Consider the following 12,084-nt stretch of genomic DNA (forward strand, 5'->3'; position numbering starts at 1 on the left):
TCCCACACATTCATGGCCGCGGGCAGTAGGCAAATACATCGGCGCGCATCTGGTGCGCGTCCATGCCGGCTGCCACCAGGGCGTCGAGGGTGCCGTAGATCATCGCCGGTGAGCCGCTGGCATAAACATGCACACTGGCCAGATCACTGATGTCTTCGCACACCGCTTCATGGAGCATGCCGCACCGACCTTCCCAGCCACACAAATCACTCACCACTTTGTGCAGGAACAGGTTGGGGATTTGCTCCCATTGTTCCCACTCTTCCAGGGTGTAGAAATCTTCAGGACGACGTACGCCCCAGTACAAATGCACCGGATGCTTGAAGCCTTTTGCGCGGCAATGCTCGATCAGGCTGTGCATTTGCGCCATGCCGGTACCTGCAGCGATCAAGACCAGCGGGCCGTCCGGCAGTTCAGACAAGTGCGTGTCACCAAACGGCAGCTCAAGGCGAACCATTTTGTTGCGCTGCAGTTGCTCAATCAGACGCCGGGCGCTGTCCTCGCGAACCAGTACATGCAGCTCAAGGTCACGTCCCGAGTGGGGGGCACTGGCCAGTGAAAATGCCGACTTGTCGCCATTTTCACGCTCCAGCATCACGTATTGCCCGGCGTGATAACGGGGCGGCTTGCCCGCAGGCGCGCGCAAGCGCACCCGCCACACATCGCCACCCATATCGACACACTCGGTCAACTGACACGCCAGGCTACGCACCGGTAACTCTCCCAACGCAAGCACGCCATCCCACAACACCACACAGTCTTCAAGCGGGGCCGCCAGGCAGGTATAAAACTCGCCGTGATCACGCACGTCACCCGCCTGCTCCACCTGACCCTCGACCAGCAAGGCCGCACACACGTGGCAATTACCATTGCGACAGCTCTGCGGGCATTCATAGCCCAGACGTTGCGCCGCATCCAGAATTCGCTCGCCAGGCAAGGTTTCAAGCACCGCACCTGAAGGCTGCAAGGTTACACGCATCAATCTATTCCTAATTGATTCCAGATGTCATCGATTCGGCGAGTGACCGCCTCGTCCTTGACGATGACACGACCCCATTCGCGGGTGGTTTCACCTGGCCATTTGTTGGTCGCATCCAGCCCCATCTTCGAGCCCAGTCCGGAAACCGGCGAGGCAAAGTCGAGGTAGTCGATGGGCGTGTTATCGATCATCACCGTATCGCGCTTGGGGTCCATACGCGTGGTGATGGCCCAGATCACGTCATTCCAGTCGCGGGCATTGATGTCGTCGTCAGTGACGATAACGAATTTGGTGTACATGAACTGACGCAAAAACGACCACACACCCAGCATTACGCGCTTGGCATGCCCCGGATACTGCTTTTTGATGGTCACGATGGCCATACGATACGAGCAGCCTTCGGGCGGCAGGTAGAAATCGGTGATTTCCGGAAACTGCTTTTGCAGGATCGGCACAAACACTTCGTTAAGCGCCACACCCAAAATTGCCGGTTCATCCGGTGGACGGCCGGTGTAGGTGCTGTGGTAGATCGGCTTGACCCGGTGGGTGATGCGCTCGACGGTAAACACCGGGAAGCTGTCGACTTCGTTGTAGTAACCGGTGTGGTCCCCGTACGGGCCTTCGGGGGCCATCTCGCCAGGATGAATCACGCCTTCAAGAATGATTTCAGCCGTGGCCGGCACTTGCAGGTCATTACCGCGGCATTTCACCAGTTCGGTGCGATTGCCACGCAGCAAGCCCGCGAAGGCGTATTCGGAAAGGCTGTCTGGCACAGGGGTCACGGCGCCAAGGATGGTCGCAGGATCTGCACCCAGGGCCACGGAAACCGGGAATGGCTGGCCGGGGTGTTTTTCGCACCAGTCACGATAGTCCAGCGCGCCACCACGGTGGCTCAACCAACGCATGATGACCTTGTTGCGACCAATCACCTGCTGGCGATAAATGCCCAGGTTCTGACGTTCCTTGTTCGGACCTTTAGTCACGGTCAGGCCCCAGGTAATCAGGGGCGCCACGTCACCTGGCCAGCAGTGCTGAACCGGCAACTGGCCTAGGTCGACGTCATCCCCTTCAACGACCACTTCCTGGCACACCGCGTCCTTGATGACTTTGGGGGCCATGGCAATGATCTTGCGGAAGATCGGCAACTTGGACCATGCGTCCTTCAGGCCTTTAGGCGGCTCGGGTTCTTTAAGGAACGCCAGCAGCTTGCCGATTTCACGCAACTCACTGACCGCTTCGGCGCCCATGCCCAAAGCCACGCGCTCCGGCGTACCAAACAGGTTGCCGAGCACAGGAATGTCGTAACCCACCGGGTTTTCGAACAGCAAAGCCGGACCTTTTGCGCGCAACGTGCGATCGCAAATTTCTGTCATTTCCAGCTTGGGAGACACTGGAACCTGGATGCGCTTGAGTTCGCCGCGCTTTTCCAGGCCGCTGATAAAGTCGCGTAAGTCGCGATACTGCATGCTTGAGCCTCGTAGTGGCCGTGGCGTTGGGAAACAGAGTGTAGCGCCCAAGCCGTCTGTTCAGAAGGGAGAGCTGCCCGGATCAAAAAGCTCAGACAGCAAAAAGCCGGGTTTCCCCGGCTTTTGCTTAGCCTGCGATAGCTTACTTGCGCTTCATCGACAGGAAGAACTCATCGTTGGTCTTGGTCTGTTTCAGCTTGTCGATCAAGAACTCGATAGCTGCGACTTCGTCCATAGGATGCAACAGCTTGCGCAAAATCCACATGCGTTGCAGCTCGTCGTCCGCGGTCAGCAACTCTTCGCGGCGTGTGCCGGAGCGGTTGATGTTGATCGCAGGGAAGACGCGCTTTTCAGCGATCTTGCGGTCCAGAGGCAGTTCCATGTTGCCGGTGCCTTTGAACTCTTCGTAGATCACTTCATCCATCTTCGAGCCGGTTTCAACCAGCGCGGTAGCGATGATGGTCAGCGAGCCGCCTTCTTCGATGTTTCGCGCAGCACCGAAGAAACGCTTTGGCTTCTCAAGGGCGTGAGCATCGACACCACCGGTCAATACCTTGCCGGAGCTCGGGATCACGGTGTTGTAGGCACGGGCCAGACGGGTGATGGAGTCGAGCAGGATCACCACGTCTTTTTTGTGTTCGACCAGGCGCTTGGCCTTCTCGATCACCATTTCAGCAACCTGCACGTGGCGGGTTGGCGGCTCATCGAAAGTGGAAGCGACCACTTCGCCGCGCACGGTACGCTGCATTTCGGTCACTTCTTCAGGGCGCTCGTCGATCAACAGAACGATCAAGTGCACTTCAGGGTTGTTACGCGAAATGTTCGACGCGATGTTCTGCAACATGATGGTCTTGCCCGCTTTTGGCGGAGCAACGATCAGACCGCGCTGACCTTTACCGATCGGCGCACAGAGGTCGATGACACGACCGGTCAGATCTTCGGTGGAACCGTTACCGATTTCCATCTTCATGCGAACGGTCGGGAACAGCGGCGTCAAGTTCTCGAAGAGAATCTTGTTTTTCGCGTTCTCTGGACGATCGTAGTTGATCGTGTCGACTTTCAGCAGTGCGAAGTACCGCTCGCCTTCTTTAGGCGGACGGATTTTACCGACGATGGTATCGCCAGTGCGCAAGTTGAAGCGTCGAATCTGGCTTGGCGAGACGTAAATATCGTCTGGGCCGGCCAGATAGGAGGCGTCAGCGGAGCGCAGGAAGCCGAAGCCGTCCTGGAGAATCTCCAGCACGCCATCACCGGAGATTTCCTCGCCGCTTTTCGCGTGCTTTTTGAGCAGGGAGAAAATCACGTCCTGCTTGCGCGAACGGGCCATATTTTCTATGCCCATCTGTTCGGCCAATTCGAGCAGTTCGGTAATCGGCTTTTGCTTGAGTTCAGTCAGGTTCATATAGGAATGACGTAATCATTTATGGGGAGGGAAATTAAGCTTTTGGCTTAATGAGGCCGCGCCGCAGAGAAGGCGACAGGATCGCGTACTAATTCGATAAGGAGTGCGTCGGCGACGGCTTGCAGGGGGCAGTGGAGAAACCAGTGCGGGGCCGAATGTACCACTTGAGTTTCATAGCGTCTAGTCCTTGAGCCATGAAAAAGCCCCGCATTTAGCGGGGCTTTTATCGACGCTTAGATATTGGCGTCGAGGAATGCAGCCAACTGCGACTTCGACAGCGCACCGACCTTGGTGGCTTCGACGTTGCCGTTCTTGAACAGCATCAACGTAGGAATACCACGTACGCCGTGCTTGGCCGGGGTTTCCTGGTTTTCATCAATGTTCAGCTTGGCAACAGTCAGCTTGCCTTTGTAAGTCTCTGCGATCTCGTCCAGAACCGGCGCGATCATTTTGCAAGGGCCACACCATTCAGCCCAGTAGTCGACCAGTACAGCGCCTTCAGCCTTGAGAACATCGGCCTCAAAGCTAGCGTCGGTGACGTGTTTAATAAGATCGCTGCTCATGGAAGTCTCCGTGGTTGTAAGCAAAAACGTAGCACATCATAGCCGTCATCTCCGCGTTCAGGAAGGTGAGGGATGATTGACTCTCACTATAGTGGTGCATGAGTGCGGATATCGCTCCGATCTTTTATGTAAACCCTCTGCATAGCCCGCTCAATTACGGGGCACCCATAACAACTCCCGTGCACCATTGAAGTTCACTCGACCAGCCGAATGCCCCCGAACCTGACCTGCGACCTCAAAAAAACGCTGTTGGCATGGCCTGTGCTCTGCTCCAAACAGACACCACTGCCCGCCCGTTCCCGGAGAGTTGCCATGACCCAGCGTTACAGCGCCCTGATTTGCGCCTTGTTCGCCAGCCTGATGCTGAGCCAGGCCCCGGCTCACGCCAATGACCTCGAAGAAGTGATTGCACGCGGCACGCTCAAGGTCGCAGTGCCCCAGGACTTTCCGCCCTTCGGCTCGGTTGGCCCTGACATGAAGCCCCGCGGGCTGGACATCGACACCGCCAAACTGCTGGCCGACCAGCTCAAGGTCAAGCTTGAACTGACCCCCGTCAACAGCACCAATCGCGTGCCTTACCTGACGACCGGCAAAGTCGATGTGGTGATATCCAGCCTCGGCAAAAACCCGGATCGTGAAAAAGTCATCGATTTTTCCCACGCTTATGCGCCGTTCTACCTGGGCGTGTTTGGACCACCGGACGCTCAAATCACCACATTGGACGACCTGAAGGGCAAAACCATCAGCGTCACCCGAGGTGCTATCGAAGATATCGAACTGACCAACGTGGCTCCTGCCGGCGTCACGATCAAACGCTTCGAAGACAACAACTCAACCATTGCCGCCTACCTGGCAGGCCAGGTGGACTTAATCGCCAGCGGCAACGTGGTGATGGTCGCCATCAGCGAACGCAACCCCAAACGCATTCCGGCGATGAAACTCAAACTCAAGGATTCGCCCGTCTACGTGGGTGTCAACAAGGATCAGCCCGAGTTGCTGGACAAGGTGAACCAGATTCTCGCCACGGCCAAAGCTGACGGCAGCCTGGAGAAAAACGCACTGCAATGGCTCAAAGAGCCGTTGCCAGCTGACCTCTGATAGCGGGCGACGAGGTCAATCATGGCTTATCAGTTTGACTTTTTACCGGTGCTGCAAAACAGCGACCTGTTATTACGCGGCGCCCTGTTTACCCTGGAACTGACCGCCATCGGCACGGTACTCGGGGTCAGCCTGGGGATTGTCGGCGCGGTGGTGCGGGCGTGGAATATTCGGCCTTTTGCTGCGCTGTTCGGGTTGTATGTCGAGTTGATTCGCAACACGCCGTTCCTGGTGCAACTGTTTTTTATCTTCTTTGGCCTGCCGGGCCTGGGCCTGCATATCAGCGAATGGCAGGCCTCGGTGCTGGCGATGGTGATCAACCTCGGCGCCTATTCCACGGAAATCATTCGTGCCGGCATCCAGGCGATCCCCAAAGGCCAACTGGAAGCCGCCTCAGCATTGGCCATGAGCCGATTCGAAACGTTTCGTTATGTGGTGCTGCAACCGGCGCTGGCCAAGGTGTGGCCCGCATTGAGCAGCCAAATCATCATTGTGATGCTCGGGTCGGCGGTTTGCTCGCAAATTGCCACTGAGGAGCTGAGCTTTTTCGCCAATTTCATTCAGTCGCGCAACTTCCGGGCTTTTGAAACCTATGCCCTGACGACCCTGATTTATCTGTGCATGGCCTTGCTGATCCGCCAGTTGTTGAACTGGGTCGGCCGCCGCTACCTGACCAGGAGCCGCTGATGGACTTCACCTTCTGGGACATCGTGCGCAATTTGCTGATGGGTTTGCGATGGACCGCAGCCCTGTCGATCGTCGCATTTATCGGCGGCGGCCTGATCGGGTTGCTGGTGCTGCTGATGCGCATCTCCAAAAGCCGCTTCGCCCGCACTCTGGCACGCGGTTATATAGAGTTGTTTCAAGGCACTCCCTTGCTGATGCAGCTGTTTTTGATCTTTTTTGGCGTCGCCTTGCTGGGCATCGACATTTCCCCATGGATGGCAGCCGCGCTGGCCCTGACCTTGTTCACCAGCGCCTACCTGGCCGAGATCTGGCGGGGCTGTGTCGAGTCGATCGCCCACGGTCAATGGGAGGCCTCGGCGAGCCTGGCCATGAGCCCGCTTGAGCAGTTGCGTTACGTGATCCTGCCGCAAGCCGTGCGGGTCGCCATTGCGCCCACCGTGGGGTTTTCAGTGCAGGTCATCAAAGGCACTGCCGTGACTTCCATCATCGGTTTCACCGAGCTGACCAAGACCGGCAGCATGCTGGCCAATGCGACTTTTGAGCCCTTTATGGTCTATGGCCTGGTGGCGCTCGGTTACTTCCTCTTGTGCTACCCCTTGTCACTCAGTGCGCGCCATCTCGAAAGGAAACTGCATGCCTCTGCTTAGAGTTACCGCCCTGCATAAATATTACGGCGACCACCACGTGCTTAAAGGCATCGACCTGACCGTCGAGCAGGGACAGGTTGTCGCGATCATCGGCCGAAGTGGCTCAGGCAAGAGCACCTTGCTCAGAACCCTGAACGGGCTGGAATCCATTAACGACGGGGTGATTGAAGTCGATGATGAATACCTGGACGCCGCCCGTGCCGACTTGCGCAGCCTGCGCCAGAAGGTCGGCATGGTGTTCCAGCAGTTCAACTTGTTCCCGCACCTGAGCGTGGGCGAAAACGTCATGCTCGCCCCGCAAGTGGTGCAAAAAGTACCCAAGGCCAAGGCCGCCGTATTAGCCCGGGAAATGCTGGAGCGAGTGGGTTTGGGCGACAAGTTCGATGCGTTTCCCGAGCGTCTGTCGGGCGGGCAACAGCAGCGTGTGGCGATTGCTCGCGCGCTGGCCATGTCACCCAAGGTGCTGCTGTGTGACGAAATCACCTCTGCGCTCGACCCGGAGCTGGTCAACGAGGTGCTCAGCGTGGTGCGCCAGCTGGCGCGTGAAGGGATGACGCTGATTATGGTCACCCACGAAATGCGTTTCGCCCGTGAGGTCGGAGACAAGCTGGTATTCATGCATCAGGGCAAGGTGCATGAAGTGGGCGATCCAAAAGAGTTGTTCGCCAACCCTAAAACCCCGGAGCTGGCGAATTTCATCGGGACGGTGGAGGTGAACGGCTAAGCGCATCCCCCCTGTGGGAGCGGGCTTGCTCGCGATCCAGGCGACGCGATGAGTCAGATGCACCGTGTTGATGCCATCGAAAGCAAGCCCGCTGCCACAGAAAAACCGACCTGACACGGCACTTAAATCGCACACAAAAAAACGAACTGTCCCGGAACAGCTAACGTCATTGCTTTCGTGCTCCATATCAATGCATCTGACATCGCGCGTTGGCGCGAGCGTTTGATCGTGGCACGATGAACAGGTTATCGACCGAGACTCCTCAACCATGCCCCAATCCCAAGCCAAGAATCCGTCCCTGATCGCCGCCATCGATCTGGGTTCTAACAGCTTTCACATGGTGGTGGCCAAGGCCCAGAATGGCGAAATCCGCATTCTTGAGCGTCTTGGTGAAAAGGTGCAGTTAGCTGCCGGCATCGACGAAGAACGCAAGCTCACCGAAGAATCCATGCAGCGCGGGCTCGATTGCCTCAAGCGTTTTGCCCAGTTGATCAACGGTATGCCGTTGGGCGCCGTGCGCATTGTGGGGACTAACGCATTGCGTGAAGCGCGTAACCGCAACGAGTTTATCGTGCGCGCCGAAGAGATCCTGGGGCACACCGTCGAAGTGATTTCCGGCCGTGAAGAAGCACGCCTTATCTATCTTGGCGTTTCCCATACCCTCGCCGACACACCGGGCAAGCGCCTGGTGGCCGACATTGGCGGCGGCAGTACCGAATTCATTATTGGCCAGCGCTTTGAACCGCTGCTGCGCGAAAGCCTGCAGATGGGCTGCGTCAGCTTCACCCAGCGTTACTTTCGCGACGGCAAGATCACCCCGGCCCGCTATGCCCAGGCCTACACGGCTGCGCGTCTTGAAATCATGAGTATCGAGCACGCCTTGCACCGTTTGACCTGGGATGAGGCCATCGGCTCCTCAGGCACCATTCGGGCCATCGGCCTGGCCCTGAAGGCTGGCGGTCATGGCAATGGCGAGGTGAATGCCGAAGGCTTGTCCTGGCTCAAGCGCAAGCTGTTCAAGCTGGGTGAGGTGGAAAAAATCGACTTTGAAGGCATCAAGCCTGACCGTCGGACCATTTTCCCGGCCGGGCTGGCGATTCTTGAAGCGGTGTTCGACGCCCTTGAACTGCAGCGCATGGATCACTGCGACGGCGCACTGCGTGAAGGCGTCCTGTACGACCTGCTGGGCCGTCATCACCATGAAGACGTACGCGAGCGCACCCTCAGCTCGCTGATGGACCGCTATCACGTCGACCGCGAGCAGGCCGCCAGGGTTGAACGCAAGGCCCTGCGCGCTTTTGATCAGGTGGCCAAGTCGTGGGATCTGAAAGACGGTGTCTGGCGTGAACTGCTGGGTTGGGCGGCCAAGGTGCATGAAGTCGGGCTGGACATTGCCCACTATCACTACCACAAGCACGGCGCCTACCTGATCGAGCACTCCGACCTTGCCGGTTTCTCACGCGAAGACCAGCAAATGCTCGCGCTGCTGGTGCGCGGTCATCGTCGAAATATTCCTAAAGACAAGTTCGCCGAGTTTGGCGAAGACGGTATCAAGCTGATTCGCCTGTGTGTGCTGCTGCGCTTTGCGATCCTGTTCTACCACATCCGTGGTAACCAGGAAGCTTCGCAGGTCAAGCTGCGCGCCGAGGGCGATCACCTTGAAGTGATCTTCCCCGAAGGCTGGCTTGAACAAAACCCGCTGACCCAGGCCGACTTCGAACAAGAAGCTCAATGGCTGACCCGGGTCGGGATTGTGCTGACGGTGTCTTGACGCGACGCCCCTCAAACCAGACAAATGTGGGAGCGAGCCTGCTCGCGAAGGTTATTCGCGAGCAGGCTCGCTCCCACAAGGGCAGCTGCGTTACACCGAAGGCCCGGTGCTCACCGTCAATACGGGCAGGCTCAAACGCTCCAGCAATGTTGCCTGGGCGCTGCGTGGGTTCTGGTTACCGGTTGGCGTGTTGCGGATGTAACGGCCGTCCGATTGCAGGCTCCAGCTGTGGGTGTTGTCGGTCAGGTAGCACTCCAGTTCTTTCTTGACCCGCAAAATCAGCTTTTTACCCTCTACCGGGAAGCACGTCTCCACGCGTTTATCGAGGTTGCGCTCCATCCAGTCGGCACTGGACAGGAACATCTGTTCTTCACCGCCGTTGAGGAAGTAGAACACCCGTGTGTGCTCCAGGAAGCGGCCGATGATCGAGCGCACGTGGATGTTGTGCGATACACCTGGAATGCCCGGGCGCAGGCAGCACATCCCACGCACAATCAGATCGATTCGCACGCCTGCCTGGCTGGCTTTGTACAGCGCACGGATGATTTTCGGATCGGTCAGCGAGTTGAACTTGGCAATGATGTGCGCAGCCTTGCCTTCGACCGCGAACTGGGTCTCGCGGGCAATCATGTCGAGCATGCCCTTTTTCAACGTAAACGGCGCATGCAGCAGTTTTTTCATGCGCAGCGTCTTGCCCATGCCAATCAGCTGGCTGAACAACTTGCCCACGTCTTCACACAGCGCGTCGTCCGAGGTCAGCAGGCTGTAATCGGTGTAGAGCTTGGCGTTGCCAGCGTGATAGTTGCCGGTACCCAAGTGCGCGTAACGCACGATCTCCCCCGCCTCACGACGCAGGATCAGCATCATCTTGGCGTGGGTCTTGAAGCCAACCACGCCGTAGATCACTACCGCACCGGCCGCTTGAAGACGGCTGGCCAGTTGCAGGTTGGACTCTTCGTCAAATCGCGCACGCAGCTCGATCACCGCGGTGACTTCTTTACCGTTACGCGCTGCATCGACCAGCGCATCAACGATTTCGGAGTTGGCACCGCTGCGGTACAGGGTTTGGCGCACCGCCAGTACATGCGGGTCTTTGGCCGCCTGACGCAGCAAATCAACGACCGGGGTAAACGATTCAAACGGGTGCAGCAGCAAAATGTCCTGCTTGCTGACCACGCTGAAAATGTTCTCGCTGTTCTGCAACAACTTAGGGATAGCCGGGGTGAACGGCGTGTATTGCAGCTCAGGGTGGCTGTCGAGCCCCGTGATGCTGAAGAGACGCGTGAGGTTCACCGGGCCATTGACCTGATACAACTCGGTTTCGTGCAGGCTGAACTGCTTGAGCAGGTAGTCGGACAGATGCTTGGGGCAGGTATCTGCGACTTCCAGACGCACGGCATCACCGTAACGACGAGAGAACAACTCGCCGCGCAGGGCGCGGGCCAGGTCTTCTACATCTTCGGTATCGACCGCCAGATCGGCGTTACGGGTCAGGCGGAACTGATAGCAGCCTTTTACTTTCATGCCCTGAAACAGATCATCGGCGTGCGCATGAATCATCGACGACAGGAACACGTAGTTGTCCCCTGCGCCGCCAACTTCTTCAGGCAACCTGATGACACGCGGCAACAGGCGCGGCGCCGGGATAATCGCCAGGCCCGAATCACGACCAAAGGCATCGATGCCTTCAAGCTCGACGATAAAGTTAAGGCTCTTGTTCACCAGAAGCGGGAACGGGTGCGTTGGGTCAAGGCCAATCGGGGTGATGATCGGCGCAATTTCGTCGCGGAAGAACTTGCGTACCCACGCCTTGATCTTGGTGTTCCAGTGCCGGCGACGGATAAAGCGCACCTGATGCTTTTCAAGTTCGGGCAGCAGGATGTCGTTGAGGATCGCGTATTGGCGATCAACATGGCCATGAACCAGCTCACTGATACGGGCCAGGGCCTGATGCGGTTGCAAGCCATCAGCACCGGCCTGTTCACGGGCGAAGGTGATTTGCTTCTTCAGGCCCGCGACACGAATCTCAAAAAATTCATCCAGGTTGCTGGAGAAAATCAGCAGGAACTTCAGACGCTCAAGCAGGGGGTAGGACTCATCCAGTGCTTGTTCCAGCACACGAATGTTGAACTGCAATTGCGACAGCTCACGGTGGATATACAGGCTGCTGTCATCAAGGCCAGGAATGGTAATCGCCGGATGTACCGCCGCATGCGTCTCGGCTGCAACAGGCGCAGGGGCATGAGGTTCAGGCGGGGTTTCAGAGACTGGCTCAGCAATCGGCTGAGCTTCAGTGGCAACGATTTCAGCAAGTCCTTCGGTATTCATTGAATGATCCTGTAAGAGCGGGTTTGACTCTCGTAACAGTTAAGCGGCGCCGCCAGTCAAGTTGCCAGAATGCCATCAACGCCTGCGGGTTTAAACCGCTCATAGGCGCTTTATGCGGGCTAGAGCCTGGTTAGAGGGCGATTTGTTGAAATTGTTTCCAGAGGTACCGGCATGTGGGAGCGGGCTTGCTCGCGATGGCATCACCTGTGCTTGCCTGCCAGGCCGCGTAGCCCCCATCGCAGGCAAGCCAGCTCCCACAGGTTTGAGGCAATAATCACCTCGCGCATGGTTATAGCCCCTCGCCATGAACACTAGATGACAACGCTAATGATGTAGGTCAAATACACATGATTTGTAGGATTTGTTAACGCAAAGACACATTTCGATACTTTCCCGAACGTCCCTTAAGGCGTAGGCTG

10 protein-coding genes are annotated in these 12,084 nt (G+C 57.4%); 5 read left to right on the top strand and 5 right to left on the bottom strand.

What is annotated here, in order from left to right; all coding sequences use genetic code 11:
* Window positions 1–10: 10 nt before the first annotated feature.
* From RGV06_RS13815 to trxA, 4 genes are all read right to left on the bottom strand, one after another.
* Complete coding sequence (locus tag RGV06_RS13815; protein ID WP_019824470.1) at window positions 11–979, bottom strand: CDP-6-deoxy-delta-3,4-glucoseen reductase; 969 nt, start codon at window positions 977–979, stop codon at window positions 11–13.
* Window positions 979–2,445: a 4-hydroxy-3-polyprenylbenzoate decarboxylase gene (gene ubiD / locus RGV06_RS13820; protein WP_019824469.1), complete on the bottom strand. Its 1,467-nt coding sequence runs from the start codon at window positions 2,443–2,445 to the stop codon at window positions 979–981. Before ubiD ends, RGV06_RS13815 begins: the two co-directional genes overlap by 1 nt.
* A 142-nt stretch (window positions 2,446–2,587) precedes the next feature.
* A complete protein-coding gene (gene rho, locus RGV06_RS13825) occupies window positions 2,588–3,847 on the bottom strand; it encodes a transcription termination factor Rho (RefSeq protein ID WP_003438291.1) in 1,260 nt (419 codons plus the stop codon).
* A 233-nt stretch (window positions 3,848–4,080) separates the two neighbouring features.
* A complete protein-coding gene (gene trxA, locus RGV06_RS13830; protein WP_016783018.1) occupies window positions 4,081–4,410 on the bottom strand; it encodes a thioredoxin TrxA in 330 nt (109 codons plus the stop codon).
* A 312-nt stretch (window positions 4,411–4,722) separates the two neighbouring features.
* On the opposite strand from trxA, the gene RGV06_RS13835 reads away from it, so the two are divergent.
* The 5 genes from RGV06_RS13835 to ppx all read left to right on the top strand — a co-directional run bounded on the left by RGV06_RS13835 (window position 4,723) and on the right by ppx (window position 9,337).
* A complete protein-coding gene (locus tag RGV06_RS13835; protein WP_322150218.1) occupies window positions 4,723–5,508 on the top strand; it encodes a transporter substrate-binding domain-containing protein in 786 nt (261 codons plus the stop codon).
* Window positions 5,509–5,529: 21 nt separating this feature from the next.
* The gene (locus RGV06_RS13840) at window positions 5,530–6,195 is read left to right on the top strand and encodes an amino acid ABC transporter permease (RefSeq protein WP_046810419.1); all 666 of its coding nucleotides are present in this window, start codon (window positions 5,530–5,532) and stop codon (window positions 6,193–6,195) included.
* Window positions 6,192–6,842, top strand: coding sequence for an amino acid ABC transporter permease (locus tag RGV06_RS13845; RefSeq protein WP_173667410.1), 651 nt, complete (start codon window positions 6,192–6,194; stop codon window positions 6,840–6,842). The genes RGV06_RS13840 and RGV06_RS13845 overlap by 4 nt, the downstream gene beginning before the upstream one ends.
* The gene (locus tag RGV06_RS13850) at window positions 6,829–7,566 is read left to right on the top strand and encodes an amino acid ABC transporter ATP-binding protein (protein ID WP_019824462.1); all 738 of its coding nucleotides are present in this window, start codon (window positions 6,829–6,831) and stop codon (window positions 7,564–7,566) included. The genes RGV06_RS13845 and RGV06_RS13850 overlap by 14 nt, the downstream gene beginning before the upstream one ends.
* 268 nt (window positions 7,567–7,834) lie before the next feature.
* Entirely contained in the window at window positions 7,835–9,337 is a 1,503-nt protein-coding gene (gene ppx / locus RGV06_RS13855; RefSeq protein WP_019824461.1) for an exopolyphosphatase, read from the top strand.
* A gap of 90 nt (window positions 9,338–9,427) precedes the next feature.
* Here the strand turns inward: ppx and ppk1 are convergent, their stop codons facing one another.
* On the bottom strand, window positions 9,428–11,665 hold the full coding sequence (gene ppk1, locus RGV06_RS13860; protein WP_322150222.1) for a polyphosphate kinase 1: 2,238 nt from the start codon (window positions 11,663–11,665) through the stop codon (window positions 9,428–9,430).
* Between the last annotated feature and the right edge of the window lie 419 nt (window positions 11,666–12,084).

This window comes from Pseudomonas sp. CCI3.1, from assembly GCF_034313985.1.
Taxonomy (GTDB): Bacteria; Pseudomonadota; Gammaproteobacteria; order Pseudomonadales; family Pseudomonadaceae; genus Aquipseudomonas; species Aquipseudomonas psychrophila.

Excerpts from the sequence above, each read along its gene's own strand:
- trxA (WP_016783018.1), bottom strand. The coding sequence starts at position 4,410 with ATGAGCAGCGATCTTATTAAACACGTCACCGACGCTAGCTTTGAGGCC.
- RGV06_RS13840 (WP_046810419.1), top strand. The coding sequence starts at position 5,530 with ATGGCTTATCAGTTTGACTTTTTACCGGTGCTGCAAAACAGCGACCTG.
- ubiD (WP_019824469.1), bottom strand. The coding sequence starts at position 2,445 with ATGCAGTATCGCGACTTACGCGACTTTATCAGCGGCCTGGAAAAGCGC.
- ppk1 (WP_322150222.1), bottom strand. The coding sequence starts at position 11,665 with ATGAATACCGAAGGACTTGCTGAAATCGTTGCCACTGAAGCTCAGCCG.
- RGV06_RS13850 (WP_019824462.1), top strand. The coding sequence starts at position 6,829 with ATGCCTCTGCTTAGAGTTACCGCCCTGCATAAATATTACGGCGACCAC.
- RGV06_RS13835 (WP_322150218.1), top strand. The coding sequence starts at position 4,723 with ATGACCCAGCGTTACAGCGCCCTGATTTGCGCCTTGTTCGCCAGCCTG.
- ppx (WP_019824461.1), top strand. The coding sequence starts at position 7,835 with ATGCCCCAATCCCAAGCCAAGAATCCGTCCCTGATCGCCGCCATCGAT.
- RGV06_RS13815 (WP_019824470.1), bottom strand. The coding sequence starts at position 979 with ATGCGTGTAACCTTGCAGCCTTCAGGTGCGGTGCTTGAAACCTTGCCT.
- rho (WP_003438291.1), bottom strand. The coding sequence starts at position 3,847 with ATGAACCTGACTGAACTCAAGCAAAAGCCGATTACCGAACTGCTCGAA.